The organism is Ruegeria sp. CG1, assembly GCF_056537265.1.
Window position 1 is genome coordinate 74,029 of the sequence record NZ_JBQFRF010000002.1, and the last position, 15,729, is coordinate 89,757.

General features: G+C 57.4%; 16 protein-coding genes. 4 read left to right on the forward strand and 12 right to left on the reverse strand.

What is annotated here, in order from left to right:
* Positions 1-43 precede the first annotated feature (43 nt).
* Complete coding sequence (locus tag ACR0AU_RS06035) at positions 44-1,078, forward strand: NAD(P)/FAD-dependent oxidoreductase (protein ID WP_480795415.1); 1,035 nt, start codon at positions 44-46, stop codon at positions 1,076-1,078.
* Here the strand turns inward: ACR0AU_RS06035 and ACR0AU_RS06040 are convergent.
* The 4 genes from ACR0AU_RS06040 to ACR0AU_RS06055 form a co-directional block, all read right to left on the reverse strand.
* The gene (locus ACR0AU_RS06040) at positions 1,070-1,882 is read right to left on the reverse strand and encodes an HTD2 family dehydratase (protein ID WP_480795416.1); all 813 of its coding nucleotides are present in this window, start codon (positions 1,880-1,882) and stop codon (positions 1,070-1,072) included. The two genes, ACR0AU_RS06035 and ACR0AU_RS06040, sit on opposite strands and share 9 nt — an antisense overlap.
* 45 nt (positions 1,883-1,927) lie before the next feature.
* Positions 1,928-2,470, reverse strand: a complete 543-nt coding sequence (locus ACR0AU_RS06045) for an NAD(P)H-dependent oxidoreductase (RefSeq protein ID WP_170646722.1) — start codon at positions 2,468-2,470, stop codon at positions 1,928-1,930.
* A gap of 96 nt (positions 2,471-2,566) precedes the next feature.
* Complete coding sequence (locus ACR0AU_RS06050) at positions 2,567-3,238, reverse strand: YiaD family glycine zipper/OmpA-like lipoprotein (RefSeq protein ID WP_170398755.1); 672 nt, start codon at positions 3,236-3,238, stop codon at positions 2,567-2,569.
* 118 nt (positions 3,239-3,356) lie between these two features.
* A complete protein-coding gene (locus ACR0AU_RS06055) occupies positions 3,357-4,049 on the reverse strand; it encodes a helix-turn-helix transcriptional regulator (RefSeq protein WP_170732507.1) in 693 nt (230 codons plus the stop codon).
* A 104-nt stretch (positions 4,050-4,153) separates the two neighbouring features.
* On the opposite strand from ACR0AU_RS06055, the gene ACR0AU_RS06060 reads away from it, so the two are divergent.
* Positions 4,154-4,345 (forward strand): hypothetical protein, encoded by a 192-nt coding sequence (locus tag ACR0AU_RS06060; RefSeq protein ID WP_480795417.1) that lies wholly within the window; start codon positions 4,154-4,156, stop codon positions 4,343-4,345.
* 2 nt (positions 4,346-4,347) lie between these two features.
* Here ACR0AU_RS06060 and ACR0AU_RS06065 read toward each other — a convergent pair whose 3' ends face one another.
* Positions 4,348-4,995: an RluA family pseudouridine synthase gene (locus ACR0AU_RS06065; protein ID WP_170625796.1), complete on the reverse strand. Its 648-nt coding sequence runs from the start codon at positions 4,993-4,995 to the stop codon at positions 4,348-4,350.
* Positions 4,996-5,092: 97 nt separating this feature from the next.
* Here ACR0AU_RS06065 and ACR0AU_RS06070 point away from each other — a divergent pair, with 97 nt between their 5' ends.
* Positions 5,093-5,503, forward strand: a complete 411-nt coding sequence (locus tag ACR0AU_RS06070) for a nuclear transport factor 2 family protein (protein ID WP_170398766.1) — start codon at positions 5,093-5,095, stop codon at positions 5,501-5,503.
* A gap of 155 nt (positions 5,504-5,658) precedes the next feature.
* Positions 5,659-6,210, forward strand: coding sequence for an SGNH/GDSL hydrolase family protein (locus ACR0AU_RS06075; protein WP_480438883.1), 552 nt, complete (start codon positions 5,659-5,661; stop codon positions 6,208-6,210).
* On the opposite strand, the gene rarD is transcribed toward ACR0AU_RS06075, so the two are convergent.
* The 7 genes from rarD to ACR0AU_RS06110 all read right to left on the reverse strand — a co-directional run bounded on the left by rarD (position 6,207) and on the right by ACR0AU_RS06110 (position 15,726).
* Positions 6,207-7,112: an EamA family transporter RarD gene (gene rarD, locus ACR0AU_RS06080; RefSeq protein WP_480590884.1), complete on the reverse strand. Its 906-nt coding sequence runs from the start codon at positions 7,110-7,112 to the stop codon at positions 6,207-6,209. The two genes, ACR0AU_RS06075 and rarD, sit on opposite strands and share 4 nt — an antisense overlap.
* Positions 7,113-7,370: 258 nt before the next feature.
* Positions 7,371-9,824, reverse strand: coding sequence for a GcvT family protein (locus ACR0AU_RS06085; RefSeq protein ID WP_480795418.1), 2,454 nt, complete (start codon positions 9,822-9,824; stop codon positions 7,371-7,373).
* Between the two features lie 89 nt (positions 9,825-9,913).
* On the reverse strand, positions 9,914-10,894 hold the full coding sequence (locus ACR0AU_RS06090) for a GlxA family transcriptional regulator (protein ID WP_170406633.1): 981 nt from the start codon (positions 10,892-10,894) through the stop codon (positions 9,914-9,916).
* Between the two features lie 9 nt (positions 10,895-10,903).
* Complete coding sequence (locus tag ACR0AU_RS06095; RefSeq protein ID WP_480795419.1) at positions 10,904-11,797, reverse strand: homocysteine S-methyltransferase family protein; 894 nt, start codon at positions 11,795-11,797, stop codon at positions 10,904-10,906.
* Positions 11,798-11,808: 11 nt separating this feature from the next.
* A complete protein-coding gene (locus ACR0AU_RS06100) occupies positions 11,809-12,855 on the reverse strand; it encodes an alcohol dehydrogenase family protein (RefSeq protein WP_170636373.1) in 1,047 nt (348 codons plus the stop codon).
* 24 nt (positions 12,856-12,879) lie between these two features.
* Positions 12,880-15,330 carry a GcvT family protein gene (locus ACR0AU_RS06105; RefSeq protein ID WP_480795420.1) on the reverse strand — a complete coding sequence of 817 codons (2,451 nt, stop codon included), beginning with the start codon at positions 15,328-15,330 and terminating at the stop codon, positions 12,880-12,882.
* Between the two features lie 15 nt (positions 15,331-15,345).
* A complete protein-coding gene (locus ACR0AU_RS06110; RefSeq protein WP_170596812.1) occupies positions 15,346-15,726 on the reverse strand; it encodes a GFA family protein in 381 nt (126 codons plus the stop codon).
* Between the last annotated feature and the right edge of the window lie 3 nt (positions 15,727-15,729).

The window sequence follows — 15,729 nt, forward strand, 5'->3', positions numbered from 1 at the left end:
TAGCTAAGCGGCGCGACACTGAACAACGAAAAGGGGATTGGCAATGGTCGATGTGACGGTGCGGGGCGCAGGAATATTTGGCCTCTCCATCGCCTGGACCTGCGCACGGCGCGGCGCGAAGGTTCAGATCGTCGATCCATTTGGTCCGGGCGCGGGGTCCAGTGGAGGGCTTGTTGGCGCGCTGGCCCCACATGTGCCCGAAAACTGGAACACCAAAAAGGCGTTCCAGTTTGAAAGTTTAATCATGGCTGAACCGTTCTGGAAACAGGTCGAGGCCACCGGTGGTGTGTCGCCCGGCTACGCACGTCTTGGGCGTCTGCAACCCATACCAGACGCACGCGGTTTGGAGCTGGCCCAAGCGCGTGAACAAACTGCTGCAACACTCTGGCAGGGTCAGGCTGATTGGCGCGTCCGGTTGGTAGATCAGATTGGTGCCTGGTGCCCACCCAGCCCGACGGGATATGTCGTCCACGATACACTAAGCGCGCGCATGCACCCAAGGCGTGCCTGCGTGGCGCTGGTGGCCGCGCTTGCCGTAATGGGAGTAGAAGTTACCGCCGAAGCGCCCGACAAGGGACAAGTCGTACACGCCACTGGACTTGCGGGTCTGCAAGAGCTCAGCAAGGCGTTTGGCAAGACAATCGGTAACGGCGTGAAAGGACAGGCAGCGTTGCTGCGATTTGATGCGGGCGACGTACCACAGTTGTTTGCCGATGCCGTTCACATCGTGCCTCATGCCGATGGTACGTTGGCCATTGGCTCGACATCAGAACGCGAATACAACGATCCGACCAGCACAGATGCCGCTCTAGACGATGTACTGGACCGCGCCATGCGTGCCGTGCCGGTTCTGCACGGGGCGGAAGTAATCGAACGCTGGGCCGGTGTCCGCCCCCGCAGCAAAAGCCGCGCGCCGATGCTGGGCGCGCATCCCCTGCACAAAGGGCAGTTTATCGCTAATGGGGGATTCAAGATCGGTTTTGGTATGGCACCGAAGGTGGCCGAGGTAATGGCCGACTTGATGCTGGAAGGGCGCGATAGAATCCCGCAGGATTTTCTGCCCGAAGCTTCACTCTGATTGCGGAATTGCCTTGGCTGACATGCATTGCCGGCCTCCGGGTCCACGCACCCAAAACTCCTGACCGTCCCGACACAGGGTCGCCGTTTCGAAATTCATCAGCGGCGACGAAGCGCGAAACGTAAACTCCGCCAGAGGCCCCATCAGATCGGTTGCGAACAACATGAGGAATTGTGCCAGCAGTGGTCCATGGACAACCAGCCCGGCATAGCCTTCCACGTCGCGCGCATAGTCAAGATCGTAGTGGATCCGGTGTCCGTTAAACGTCAGCGCCGAATAGCGGAACAACAGGGTTGTATCAAATTCAACAATGCGGTGATCCAACTCATCCGTTCGAGCCATCGGAACTTTTGGAGCCGGTGCGTCTGATGAGGGATCTTCACGATAAACCAGATCCTGCCATTCGGTCACGCTCAGCGCGCCCTTTTGCCAAATCTCGTGACGCAGTGTGACAAATGCCAACGGTCCGCTACGTCCTGTCTTTGCCACGGCGCTTTCTCTGACCGTCTGACGCTCGGCTGCGACCCCTGCCACAAAGGGCTGATGAAACTGCAGTCGCCCACCTGCCCACATGCGCCTTGGTAGTCCCATATCGGGGATCAGACCTTGGCCTACCCGCGGATGTCCATCACGCCCAAGATCGCTCGGCACATGCGGCGACCAGAAATAGAGCTGATGAAAGAAGGGAGGTAGTACTGAGCCTGCCTCAATCGTCGGTTCCCGCCCCAATGCTACCTGCAGTGCAGCCGCTCGGGCAGGATCTACGACATCGGCCTGAGTCTCTATCTGGTCTTGATCCTTCATCCGCATAACCTAGAAGTTGCGGTACAGACCGGCAAGCAAAGGGGATTAAAACCCGGCCTCTGCCCGCAGCTTCTGCATCAGGTTATGCAGCGTATGCTCGTAGCGGTCGTTAGACAGCCGCCCGTCTGCATCAAATTCATTCGAGCTGTCCGCCAAGTGAAGCTCGGGACCTTGCAGAATGCGTGGCTGAAAGGGAACCATGAAGGACCGCAAGATCATTTGCGCCCGTTCCCCCCCGGCCCGGCCCGCAGCGGCGGACATGACGGCGAGCGGTTTATCCATCCAAGGCTTGCCCTTCGTCCGGCTGACCCAGTCCAGCGCGTTTTTTAGAACACCCGAAGGCCCTTTGTTGTATTCCGGGGTTGATATGATCACCGCGTGGGCCTGGGCAATCTGATCGGCCAAAACCTGCACGGCTTCAGGTATGCCTTCGCCAACTTCGAGATCGCCGTCATAAAGCGGCAGATTGAGATCAGCCTCAATGAACGTGCCGGGTTCGAACAGGCGTGCAGCTTCGCGCAGCAATTTACGGTTGGTCGCATCCTGCCGTAGCGAGCCGGAAAGGCCAAGAAGGATCGGTTGGGACATGGGGAAACTCCGCTTTGGTGTTTCCCCTTAGTTATCCCGAGACACCATCGAACCAAAGGCCCGATGACGCGCAGTCATTGTGCGCGAGACGCGTGATCAGGTGTTGTCGCTGGGAACTACCACAATCTCGACCCGCCGGTTCTGGGCTTTCCCCTCGGGTGTCAGGTTCGATGCGATCGGGTTGTTTTCACCTTGCCCGACAGTAGTGATACGGGCGTAGCTGACACCATTGGCCTGCAGAATATCAGCCACCGCATTGGCGCGGCGTTCAGACAGTCCGAGGTTGTAGGACGCCTCTCCGTCACTGTCAGTATGACCGATAATCTGGACATTCGAATTCGGGTAGTTAACCAAATTCTGCCCCACCTTCACCAAATCGGCACGCAAGGCCGGGCGCACGGTGGAACTGTCGGTGTCGAAGGTGATGTCATTCGGAACCGTGACGATTAAGCGATCCCCCGCGTTGACGATCGTTATGCCGTCATTCGCCAGCTGTTGCCGCAACTCAGCCGCCTGCCGATCAAGCTGATTGCCGATCACGCCACCACCTGCGGCACCGATGGCCCCACCGGCCAATGCACCCAGCAGCGGGTCGGAATCATTGGCAATCGCACCCACGCCCGCGCCAATCAGACCACCCAGCAACGCGCCTTGTTTGGCATTCTGATTGGGATCGTTTTGCACGCTGAGAGTGCCCGGGTCGGTACACGCCCCCAAAAACAGGGCTGAACACAGTCCAACCGTCAGTACACATTTGGAAATCGTCATTGCATCACCTTCTGCTCACGTACCCGTTCACCGGGTTTGTTTCGTTACGCTTAGTATAACACAGTGAGAACAATGGGCCTCAAGCAACAATTGAGTGAAATAGGCGAATACCCGCCATTCAGGCCACCCCTGCGGAGTTATCCCAGGTGTTCTGCTCTTGCCAGATTGCACGCAGTAGTTCCCCTTGCCCGCAGAAATGATCCTCGGTCAGTTCGCATGCCCAGATCCGATCTGTGCGGAAATGGCGAAACCCGTTTCGCAGCTCACACCACGCGGCCAGCATAGTGCATTCTATGTGGTAGATCAGGGCGACGGGCCGCACCGTGCGTTCGGTACGTTCGCCTTCTGAATTCACGTAGGTGATGCGTATTTTGCGTTCAGCCCGGATCGCTTCGCGGTAGTTTACGACCGGCACACAGCCCTTTTCCGGATCATCCATCGGCGCGCCCCAAGGCGCAACCTGAAGCCAGTTAGCTGGCGCGCGCAGGGCTTCGATCTTACGACACACCCGGTCAGCGGCCTGTTGCAGGGTACTGTCACCAGTGCGGGCCAGCATCGACAGGCCCACCCACAGGGCCTCAACCTCTTCCGCATCGAAATTCAATGGCGGCAGGTCATAGCCGCGCCTCATCAGATAGCCAACACCCGCTTCGCCTTCGATTGGCGTACGCTGGGCCTGCAACGCGGCAATATCGCGGTAGACGGTGCGCACCGAAACCTCGAGCTTGGCGGCCAACGCATCGGCCGTCACGGGCGCTTCAGCAGCACGCAAGATCTGAATGATTTCGAACAGACGTGTCGATCGGCGCATCCGGGTCTCCTAAAGATCTGCTGACAACTTAGCACACCCCCCTGACAAGGTGGTGTCAGGAGTGTTGGGCGAAGATTGGGCAATTGCAATTCAGGAGAGTGACTATGCCCTACCTCGACAATCACGTCATGATGACCTTGGAACTGGATCGCTGGTCCCAAGGTCACGTTTTGCGCGGATTCGAAATCGAACGTGAAATTGCTGCCGCACGGGAACGCCAAGTTATACGCCCGGTCAAACGCACCCGGCGGTTTTCGCTGGGAAACCTGAAGATGCTTTGGACCAGTAACGCCTAGAATCAGAATTCGGCTGGCGCGCGAAATTTCATCGACACCCCGCCTTCGGGATTTTTGAGGCGCAGTTCTTCCGAATGAAGCATCAACCGCGGGAAGTCGCGCGCCGCGCCATCGGCATAAAACGGATCACCCAAGATAGGATGCCCCAGCGCCTGCATATGAACCCGCAACTGGTGCGATCGTCCGGTCTTGGGAGACAGGCGAACACGCGTTGTCTCGCCCTCGTATTTAACCACGCGCCAATCCGTAACAGCAGGCTTGCCGGTGTCGTGACAGACCATCTGACGGGGGCGATTGGGCCAATCGACGATCAGCGGCAGATCAACCGTTCCCGTTTTTGGTTCTACCCGCCCCCATACGCGCGCGACATAAGTTTTGCGGGTCTGGCGATTTTCGAACTGTAGCCCCAGATGCCGCTGGGCATGCGGCGTCTGTGCAAACACCATTACACCGGATGTATCCCGATCCAACCGATGCACCAGCAACGCTTGTGGAAACGCAACTTGCACGCGAGTTAGCAGACAATCAGCAAGATGCGCTCCCCGCCCCGGCACCGATAACAAACCCGCCGGCTTGTTCACCACGATCAATTGCGTGTCTTCAAACAGCACATCCAGAGGAGAGTTTGGGGGATCATAGGTTTCGCTCATGCGCGCTTGCCTATCTCAGGCGGCCCCCTCCCGCAACGTCGTCCTTGCGTGAGTGAAAAGGTTCAGCAACTCTTTGGTCAACAAGAGGGAAGACGGTATGCACCCGACGATCAAACGAATGCAAGAAGTAGTGGCCAAGGGCGATGAAGGCCTGATCCAAGAGTTGCTGGCCGAAGATGTTCGGTTTTCACCACCCACTTACTACAGCACCTGGACCGGGCGTGAACCTGTTGCAGCGGTTCTGGGTCATGTGGGTCAGGTGTTTTCCGAATTTCAGTATCGTCGGATCATGGGCGACGGCGACGATTGGGCATTGGAGTTTCAATGCAAAGTCGGTGCCTTGGACGCCGTGGGTGTAGACTTGATCACGCTGAACGCAGACGGGCTTATTCAGGAATTTGAGGTCGTCATGCGTCCTTACAAGACCGTCGGAGCCTTGCGCGAAGCCATGATGGCACGAGTCATGAAAGATGCGCGCTTTCTAAAGTTCAAAGATGCGCTGAGCTAACGGTTCCTTTGCCTGTTGCCGCCGATCAGATTCTCAGAATTCCGCTTTTGCCTATTCTGGCCATTCAGGGGTTCGCGGTAAGACGCAATGCGCAATTTCTGCCAGAACCGACTGGTCCCCGCCAAGGGTGTGCAGGGCGCGGGCCCAGACTGCGCTTGTTGATCACCGGGGACAGCTCGGCCGCTGGCGTTGGGGCGGGCACACAAGGCCAGGCGCTATCCGGGCAACTGGTCGGCCAATTGGCAAAGCGTTATACCGTGGAATGGCGGCTTGAGGCGGCCACCGGGCATACCACTCAAAACACAATTGAGCAGCTGCAAGGGCTTTTCGAACAGTTTGATGTGGCCATAACGGCGCTGGGTGTGAACGACGTGACCCGAGCGGTAAGCAGACAAAGCTTTGAGGACCGACAAACCCGGCTATTGGATCTTCTGACCGGGCCGATGAAGGCCAGGCGGGTGATCGTGTCTGCGGTTCCTCAGATGGCGCGTTTTCCCGCTCTGCCTCAGCCGCTCGCCTGGTTTTTGGGGCAGCAGGCTGCAAGGCTGGATCACGGCTTGCAGAAGGTGGCTGCAGCATATCCGCAAGTTTCACATCTGGCGCTGAACCTGCCCGATGACCCGGCGCTCGCCGCGCCGGACGGATATCATCCAAGCCCCAAGGCCTATGCAATCTGGGCGGAACAGCTTGCCCAGCTCATTCGCTAGGCCTGAGACCGTATTTGCCGGATCATCGGGATCGAATACACAATCAACCCGGCCCAGATCAGGGGGAACGCGATCAATCTTGCCTGATCAATACGCTCTCCGAACAACGTGATCGCGGTGATAAAAATCATCGTGGGCGCGATGTACTGCAGGATACCCATCGTCGACAGACGCACCAGTTTGGCCCCATTGGCATAAAGCAGCAACGGAATTGCAGTCACCAGCCCCGCGCCCGCAAGCAGCGCAGTGTCTGACACGGCTGCTCCAAAATGCCCGGCACCACTTGTTCCAAGCCAGGTGACGTAGGCCACGGCGGGTATCAGTAGAATCAGGACTTCCAACAAAAACCCTTGGTTGGGCCCAATTGGGAGTGAGCGCTTGAAGAACGCATAAAACCCCCAACTGAACATCAGGCCCAAAGCCGCCCAGGGTAAGCTTCCCGCCTGAAACACCAGCACCAACACCCCCAAAGCGGCCAACCCGACCGCAACCAACTGTGTTCGGTTCAGAGGTTCGCGCAGCAATATCGCACCCAACGCAATGCTGAACAAAGGGTTGATGTAATAGCCCAAAGCCGCGTCCAGCGCATGCCCCGATGAAATCGCCCAGACATAAATCGCCCAGTTCACCGAGATCAGCGCCGCTGTAATTGCCGCCATACCCAACATTTTGGGATTGCGAAGTGCAGTTTTCAGATCGCCGGTCCGCCCGAGCGCTATCAGCAGCAGCCCGGCCACCGGCACCGACCAGATCACCCGATGCGCAACTACCTCGATCGGGCCGATATGCTCCATTGCTTTCATGTAAAGTGGCAGGAAGCCCCAAAGCACATAGGCCATCACAGCCAACGCCAGCCCTTTGGGCGTATCGGTATTGTTTGGTGGTACGCGGGTGTCTGCCACAGCGAGTCTCCGACTGATACCGTGTTTCTCTACGGCAAATCAGATGGGCTTGGGAACTATCAAAACTGTGAAGCAGGGCATCAAAGTTTCTGATAGGTCGCGCGTTCTGCAGCCAATCTATATGCGAAGCGCTGTCTCACGCTCATGGATATTGTTCGCCAGATGAGCAGGTGATCCCTTGTTCATCTGGCCACAAATACTCTCGCGAGCGTCGCCCGGTACGGACGGTGGGGCAGAGCCTACCACTGTCGATGTTTTCTAGACTTTGGCCCGCTCGGATTTCGCATCATACATCGGTTTCAACGACGCCTCTGCCTGGACTTTCACACCACAGACATCGATCTCATAGGTCGAGGCCAGCACGTCTGCAGGCTTTTCGCCCTCGCAGGGCACATAGCCCAGACCAATGGCACCACCCAGCGTGTGACCATAATTGCCCGAGCTAAGGTAACCTACATATTCACCATCGCGCACGATTGGTTCGTTGTGGAACAACAGTGGTTCGGGATCAGTCAGTCTAAACTGGACAAGCCGGTTCTTGGGCCCGCTTTCCTTTCGGGCCATCACCGCCTCGCGACCGATGAAATCGCTGCCTTTGTCCACTTTGACGGCAAATCCCAATCCCGCGTCGACCACGTGATCCTCGCAGGTGATGTCATGACCGAAATGGCGAAAACCCTTCTCGATCCGGCAACTGTCCATCATGTGCATGCCGCAGAGTTTCAGGCCCATATCTTGTCCGGCTTCGTGCAGCGCCTCAAAAACATGACCTGCCATGTCGGACGACACATAGATCTCCCACCCAAGCTCACCCACATAGGTCACCCTGTGGGCGCGAGCGAGACCCATACCGATCTCAATCTGTTGTGCCGTGCCAAAGGGGTTAGTCCTGTTCGAGAAATCAGCGGGCGAAACCCTTTCAAGCAATGCACGCGCATTCGGCCCCATGACGGCCAAAACGCCCTCGCCAGCGGTGACATCGGTTATAACCACATTGAAGCCGCCTGCATGACGCATCATCCAGGTCTGATCCGCCATTCGGGTCGCCGCGGGGGTGACGACCAGGTAGGCGGTCTCAGTCAACCGTGTGACCGTGACATCTGCTTCGATCCCACCGCTACGGTTTAGGAATTGGGTGTAGACGATCTTGCCATTGGGCACTGAATAATCGCCGCCGCCGATATAGTTCATGAATTTCTCGGCATCCGGCCCTTCGACGCGGATTTTGCCGAAGGACGACATGTCATACATGCCTACATTTTCGCGCACGGCACGGTGTTCGGCAGCCGAATTCTCGAACCAGTTCTGCCGTTTCCAGCTGTATTGATATTCTCGTTCCTGCCCTTCGTTGGCAAACCAATTGGCGCGCTCCCACCCAGCCAATTCGCCCATCACGGCACCCTGTTCGATCAGGTGATGGTGAAACGGTGTCCGGCGCACACCGCGCGCGGTGGTCTTTTGGCGATAGGGATAGTGGTCGGCATAAAGCAGGCCGAGCGTCTCTTTCGAACGCTCAAAGAGGTACTGCTTGTTGCCCTGAAACGGCTGCATGCGACTGATGTCAACATCGCCCAGATCGAACGGTTTCTCGCCCGAGTCCATCCACTCGGCCAGTGCCATACCAGCACCACCCGCCGACTGAATACCAATCGAATTGAACCCTGCAGCGACCCAAACGTTATCCATCTCGGGGGCGAGTCCCAAGTGATATGCATCATCCGGCGTAAAGGACTCGGGGCCGTTAAAGAAGGTGTGAATCCCCGCCTCGGCCAACATCGGCATCCGATTGCAGGCCGCTTCGAGTATTGGTTCAAAGTGATCGAAATCCTCTGGCAACTGGTCGAATTCGAAACTGTCGGGGATGCCGTTCATCGCCCAGGGTTTTGCATTTGGCTCAAACGCGCCCAGCAGGATTTTTCCGGCATCCTCTTTGTAGTAGGCACATTCATCCGGTACGCGCAGCACCGGCAGTTGGGTCAGCCCGTCGATCCCTTCGGTCACGATATAGAAATGTTCGCAGGCGTGAAGCGGCACGTTCACACCTGCCATCTTACCAACCTCGTGGCCCCACATGCCCGCACAGTTCACCACCATGTCGCATTCGATATGGCCCGAGGAACTGCCATCGTCCGCAATCCAGTCCACGCCGGTGACTTTACGACCCTGCTTGACGATGTCGGTGACTTTCACACGTTCTTTGACGACGCCACCGCGCTGACGCGCACCTTTAGCCAAAGCCAGAGCGATATTCGCTGGATCACCCTGCCCGTCCAAAGGCAAATAAACCGCCCCCTTGACCCCTTCCAGGTTCAGATGGGGATACAGCTCCTGCACACGATCATTGTCGATCTCTTCGACCTCAACCCCGAAGGCGCGGGCCATGGCGGCCTGACGATAGATCTCTTCCTTGCGCTCTTCAGTCAGGGCCACCGTGATCGATCCGCAACGCTTGAACCCTGTGGCAACGCCAGTTTCTTCCTCAAGTGCGCCATAGAGTTCCTGACTGTACTTGGCCAGCTTGGTCATGTTTGCGGTCGCGCGCAGCTGCGCAATCAGACCTGCAGCATGCCATGTGGTGCCGCTGGTCAGTTGCTTGCGCTCAAGCAACACAACATCGGTCCACCCTTTCTTGGTAAGGTGATACGCGACCGAGCATCCGATGACGCCGCCGCCGATGATGACCACACGGGCCTTGGTGGGAAGATCAACCATCCTGATGTCTCCGCTGTCTCAGGTTTTTTGCAAAATGCCATGAAGGATCGACAAAAAAAGCGTCAAAAACGTCATCTCAATCGCGAAAATCACCTATATTCTGCACGTCTTTTTTGACGTCTCAGAACAAACGGAGTGACGCCAAAGACGCTTTTGTAAACGGATGAGAATCCGTTTGGAAAGCCGCACACCAAGCCGATTTCCCGCACGCTCATCGTTGTGTTCAAAAGCAGGTTGTTGGCTTTGGCCAAGCGCATTTCTCGGTAGAATCCGTTTGGAGTGGTTGCGAAAGTTGCCTTGAACTTGCGCTCAAGCGATCTGTTCGACACGTGTAACATGTCAACGATCTGATTGATCGGTAACGGTTCTTCGATATTCGCCTGCATCAGCTTGATACATTGATCCAGCTTTGCGTCACCTGTGGCTGTATTCCGAGCGCCTGAGAACGGCTGCATAGATGAGAAATCGCGGATGTTCTCGTGCAGCATGATGTCCGCAACTGTCATCTTGGCGGCACCCGAAATGTGCCGCCCAATAACCGCCAGTGCCACATCCGTCGTTGCCTCCATTCCAGCGCAGGTGACCACCGAACCCTGTTCGGTCGCAATTGAAAGCTTGGCCTCAAAACGCGCGCCACGTTCGCGTAAGAAAGAGGCGTTTTCCCAATGGGTTGCCATATGATCAGCGCCGTTTTCGTCGATGTACCTGCTTGCTGCTTCGGCCAGCAAAAAGACCTGGGCTCCCCGGTACGTATAGTCGGGCACGACGCGACCTAAAGAAAGCTCTGGCTGATCCGGATCCGAGTTTCCGATCACAAACAGATAATCCGCATCGGGCTGCGCAGGTATGGTTTCGGTCGACACCGTCGCGCAACTGCTGCTTTCAACAGGTCCCCCCTTTCGGGACCGGTATGTGAATGTGAACGGAGGATGCGCGCATACCCGGTTGGCCAGGCGCAACACATCGACCAACGAGGCCAATTCAAGCAACACGAAACCGGGTGCAACCAGAATATCGAAATGCTGCTGATCCCGATCTTTTCGCCGTTCAGGTTTGTTGCGGATCGACATGAGGCACACTCAAACAATTGTGTGCCCGGCCGCGCGTAAACTGTCGGCAAGGGTTTCGATGTGATCTGGCCCAACTTCGCAGCAACCGCCAACAATCGTCGCGCCCTGCGCCACCCAGCCCATGGCATGCTGCGCATAGGCGTCAGGGTCTAGGTCATGACGGCCTTCCAGAGAGTCAACCGTCGGGGCATCCTTCAAAAAACCGTCTTTGATACCAGTAAAGCCATTGGCATAAGCGCCGAATGGGCGACCCAGCTTTGCGATGATCTCCAGTGCAGCCGGAATCACTTCCGGGCGCGCGCAGTTGATCAAAACGGCCTCGGGGGCGTAACGCGCAACAAGCGGGGCTATGTCCTCCAGCGCTTCGCCTGACCGCAATCGCGTGCCGTCATCATCCATAACCGACAATGCCAGCCAGACGGGTTTGCCGCAATTCTCGGTACCGCGAAGCGCACCTTCGGCTTCCAGAACCGAGGACACGGTTTCGATCAGGAACAGATCAACCCGGTCTGCCATCAGTTGAGCCAGCTCGGCAAATTTTTCAGCCGCATCGTCTGGGTCGGGGTTCAGATCGGGCCGGTAGCTGGCCAAAAGCGGACCAAGCGCACCAGCGATACGACCGTCAGTTCCCGCGCAAGCCTGCTCGGCCCGCGAAAGAGCAGCCTCGATCAGACGTGGCATCTGGTCTTCGATCCCCTCACGCACCAGCCGCGAGCGGTGAATGGCATAGGTATTCGTGGTGGCAATCGTCGCGCCACTGCGGAAATAGGCCGCGTGAACTTCGGTCAGCAAGTCAGGTTTGTCGATCATCACCCGCGTTGACCACAAAGGCGTGGGCGGGTCACCGCTGCGTTTCACCAGTTCCTGCCCGATCGAACCATCTAAAAGCGTAATGTCAGCCATCTACCCCCCTTTCACGGTATTAATACCAGTTTCCCGGGCAAGGTCTTGGACATAAAATCCTCTTGCGCCTGAACAATGTCACGCAACGGGTAGGTTTTTGAGACCAAAGGCCTGATCCGACCTGCATTCATCAGCACAACAAGTCGGCCAAAGACTTCGGGAGGCTGATGGGTGCAGCCATGGATTGTGATGTCGCGCAGATAGATGTCTCGCAAATCGGCGCTGACGATGGGGCCAGCGATTGCACCTGACACCGCATAGTGCCCGCCGGGTTTCAGCGCCAGTATGAGATCGGGCCAAGCCGAGCCGCCCACCACATCGATGACGACATCGAACAAATCCTTCGGCAGTTGCGCATCCCGGTCAAAGGTTGCCGACGCCCCCTGCGCTTTGACCACATCCGCCTTGGCAGCACTTGTCACCCCCCAGACCGTCGCTCCTCGTAGCGCCGCGAGCTGGACCGCGGCGAGGCCCACACCGCCTGAAGCCCCTGTGATCAGCACTGTGTGGCCTGCCGACACACCAGCGCGAGTCAGCAGGTTTTCTGCGGTCCCAAACGCGCAGGGAATAGCGGCGATTTCCACGTCTGATAGGGGCGAGGCGGTCACATCATAGAGATCATTGCTATCGACCAGACAGTATTGGGCAAACGCTCCGTCGATTTCTGAACCAAGCGCGATAAAACCATGCGGTCTACCCGGCCCCGGGCGTGGCAAGTTGATAGGACAGGTCACGCGTTGGCCGGGCTTGAACGCTGCCCCCGGTCCAGCCTCTTCAACAATCCCACACAGATCACCGCCTTGGATGCGGGGAAAGTGCAGCGCACCTCCCCACCCGCCGGCCTCAACCTGCTGATCTACCGCATCCGTCGCTTCTGTAACATCCGGCGAGTACCAGCCGATCCGCGTGTTGATGTCGGTGTTGTTCACCCCGGCAGCGGCGACGCGCACCAGAACCTGCCCTGGACCGGGGGTCGGAACGGGGACGCTTTCCCGCCATTCCAACACCTCAGGACCTCCATGGCCAGTCAGATATACGCCTTCCATCTGCCGGGTCATATCAGCGCCTTTCTGTCGTAGGGGTCAGGCCCTCAACCGTTCATTTGCAGGATCCCAGAGCGGCTGATCCTCCTGAACAACAGCACGACATTTCTGACCGTAGATTTCAACCTCTAGCTCAGTTCCCGGGACAGCCTGGTCTGCGCGCACCATGCCCAGCGCGACCGAGGCACCAATGCGATACCCCCACGCACCCGATGTGGTTTCACCCACGATCTCATCACCGCTCCAGATGCAGGACATGTAAGGCGCATCGACCTCACCTGCGTCCACGATCAGAGTGACAAAGGACTTTTTAACGCCTTGCTGTTTTTCGTTCTGAATGGCTGCTTTGCCAACAAAATCCTGCGGTTTATCGAGCTTGACAAAGCGCCCCAAACCACCTTCCAGCAGAGAGTAATCCGTGCTTAGGTCGCCTTTCCACGCGCGATAGCCTTTCTCGATCCGCAGCGAATTCAATGCATACATGCCAAAGGGTTTCGCTCCAGCGGCCAGCACAGCTTCGTAGATGGCGGGCATCGCATCATTTTCAGCATGGATTTCCCAACCCAACTCACCCGCGAAAGATACACGGATCAGGAAGGCATCCTGCCCGGCCACTTTGGCGAATTGGTGGGTCAGCCACCCTTGCTGCAAATCTGCATCGGTGATGCCAGACAATACATTCCGCGTCATGGGTCCGGTCACGATCAGTGTGTCGCGCTCGGTTGTGGTTTCCCGAACGGTCACACCTTCGGGCACCGAATTGCGGATCAAATCACCATCGTGCCACTGTGCCGTGGCAGCAGTGATTAGGACGAAATTGTTCTCAGCCAGACGGATACAGGACAGCTCGGTCAGAATGCGCCCTCTTTCATCCGAGACATAGATCAGATTCATGCGCCCTGCTTTAGGGATACCTCCGGTACAGAAGCCACGCAGCCAGTCATCCGCCCCCTCGCCTTGTATCCAGAACCGCGAGAAGCCCGGCAGATCCAGCACCCCGCAGTGATCGCGCACGGCTTCGCATTCTTCTTTGACCCGTTGCTCCCAAGGGCCCGAACGTCCCCAGGTATGGGTGGCTTCCAGTGACGTGTCATCGCCGGTTTGCGCAAACCAGTTTGCGCGTTCCCAGCCGTTGTACGCGCCCATGACACCGCCCAATTCCTTGACCTTGGCGTGCACAGGCGAGACCTTCTTGTCGCGTGCGGCAGGCCATTCGTGATGTGGGAAATGCATGGCGTATTCGTTGCCGTAGACTTCCATCCCTTTCTGATTGCAGTAGTCCTGATCGGTGTAGTCGGTGTAACGACGCGGATCGACGGCCCACATATCCCATTCGGTGTGACCATCGACGATCCATTCGGCCAGAACTTTGCCTGCACCACCACCTTGGGCGATACCGAAAGTAAAGGTATGAGCCTCGAACGCGTTTGTCACACCCGGCATCGGGCCAATCAACGGCAGACCATCTGGCGCATAGGGGATCGGGCCATTGATGACGCGACCAACGCCCGAGGTTGCCATCAGCGGAACCCGTTCCATCGCATCGGTGACGATATCCTCGATCCGGTCCAGATCATCGTTCCACAGTTGGAAGCTGAAATCCTCGGGCATCGGGTCATCCTCGGTCATCCAGTGGCCCTTGCAATTGGGCTCATAAGGGCCGAGGTTGAAGCCGTTCTTCTCCTGCCGCAGGTAGTACGAGATATCGACATCGCGCAGCAGCGGCAGCTTCTTGCCACCATTTTCTTTCGACCACGCTTCGATTTCGGGAACTTCGTCAGTCAGCAGATACTGATGGCTCATGACCATGGCCGGGACGGTTCGGCCGCCAAAGGGTTTGAACCATTCCCCTACGCGCTGCGCATAGTAACCGGCGGCGTTCACCACATAATCGCAGGCAATATCACCCTTTTCGGTATGCACGGTCCATGTGCCGTCGTCCTGCTGTGTCACACCGGTTGCCGGGCAGAACCGGATAATCTTTTGCCCCATATCCCGCGCTCCCTTGGCCAGAGCCTGAGTCAGCTGCGCCGGGTCAATGTCACCATCGGTCGGGTCATACAGAACGCCTTCAAGATCATGGGTCTCCAGGAAAGGATAGCGTTCCTTGGCCTCTTCCGGAGACCACATCTCCATCGGGATGCCTTGATATCGGCCCATGGACATGGCCCGTTCGAATTCCTGCATCCGCTCCTTGCTGTGCGCCAGACGAATTGACCCGGAAACGTGGTAGTTCATCGGATAGTCGACCTCGTCCGCGAGGCGCGAATACAGTTCGGTCGAATAGCGCTGCATGTTCATGATCGCCCACGAAGTCGAAAACGTCGGAACGTTACCCGCCGCGTGCCATGTCGAGCCTGCGGTCAGTTCGTTCTTTTCCAGCAGAACACAATCCGTCCAGCCCTTCTTGGCCAGATGATACAGCGATGAACAGCCCACAACGCCGCCGCCGATGATGACCACACGGGCCTTGGTTGGAAAATCACTCATGTGTTTGGTTCCCTATTAGTGTGCCCGCTGGGGCAGGTCGTCTTTGATGTCATAGTAATCGCCCTTGTCCGCAACGAAGATGTGCTGGGCGAGTTTCAACCCGGTCGGCTCATCCAATGAGCCCACGGAAATTGCGATCGTGTCCTCGTCATTGTGCTGCCAGAAGAGGAACGAGCCACAAGCGCGGCAAAATCCGCGCTTGGCAATGTCAGAGGCGCGATACCAGCCCAGCGTTTCGCTGGTGGTAAAGCTGAGATTGTCCTGTTGCGTAACGGTCGAGGCCCACAGGTGACCCGACTGTTTGCGACACTGCCCGCAATGGCAGGCATTTGGTGGCGTGAGGTCTCCGTCAACAATAAAAGCGACCGCGCCGCACAGGCAGGAACCGGTATGCATGTC

What these genes read in the sequence shown, in the direction of transcription:
- ACR0AU_RS06095 (WP_480795419.1), bottom strand. Translation starts at nt 11,797, where the DNA reads ATGGCTGACATTACGCTTTTAGATGGTTCGATCGGGCAGGAACTGGTG.
- ACR0AU_RS06110 (WP_170596812.1), bottom strand. Translation starts at nt 15,726, where the DNA reads ATGCATACCGGTTCCTGCCTGTGCGGCGCGGTCGCTTTTATTGTTGAC.
- ACR0AU_RS06090 (WP_170406633.1), bottom strand. Translation starts at nt 10,894, where the DNA reads ATGTCGATCCGCAACAAACCTGAACGGCGAAAAGATCGGGATCAGCAG.
- ACR0AU_RS06085 (WP_480795418.1), bottom strand. Translation starts at nt 9,824, where the DNA reads ATGGTTGATCTTCCCACCAAGGCCCGTGTGGTCATCATCGGCGGCGGC.
- ACR0AU_RS06055 (WP_170732507.1), bottom strand. Translation starts at nt 4,049, where the DNA reads ATGCGCCGATCGACACGTCTGTTCGAAATCATTCAGATCTTGCGTGCT.
- ACR0AU_RS06040 (WP_480795416.1), bottom strand. Translation starts at nt 1,882, where the DNA reads ATGAAGGATCAAGACCAGATAGAGACTCAGGCCGATGTCGTAGATCCT.
- ACR0AU_RS06035 (WP_480795415.1), top strand. Translation starts at nt 44, where the DNA reads ATGGTCGATGTGACGGTGCGGGGCGCAGGAATATTTGGCCTCTCCATC.
- ACR0AU_RS06100 (WP_170636373.1), bottom strand. Translation starts at nt 12,855, where the DNA reads ATGACCCGGCAGATGGAAGGCGTATATCTGACTGGCCATGGAGGTCCT.
- ACR0AU_RS06045 (WP_170646722.1), bottom strand. Translation starts at nt 2,470, where the DNA reads ATGTCCCAACCGATCCTTCTTGGCCTTTCCGGCTCGCTACGGCAGGAT.
- ACR0AU_RS06070 (WP_170398766.1), top strand. Translation starts at nt 5,093, where the DNA reads ATGCACCCGACGATCAAACGAATGCAAGAAGTAGTGGCCAAGGGCGAT.
- ACR0AU_RS06105 (WP_480795420.1), bottom strand. Translation starts at nt 15,330, where the DNA reads ATGAGTGATTTTCCAACCAAGGCCCGTGTGGTCATCATCGGCGGCGGC.
- ACR0AU_RS06065 (WP_170625796.1), bottom strand. Translation starts at nt 4,995, where the DNA reads ATGAGCGAAACCTATGATCCCCCAAACTCTCCTCTGGATGTGCTGTTT.
- ACR0AU_RS06060 (WP_480795417.1), top strand. Translation starts at nt 4,154, where the DNA reads ATGCCCTACCTCGACAATCACGTCATGATGACCTTGGAACTGGATCGC.
- ACR0AU_RS06050 (WP_170398755.1), bottom strand. Translation starts at nt 3,238, where the DNA reads ATGACGATTTCCAAATGTGTACTGACGGTTGGACTGTGTTCAGCCCTG.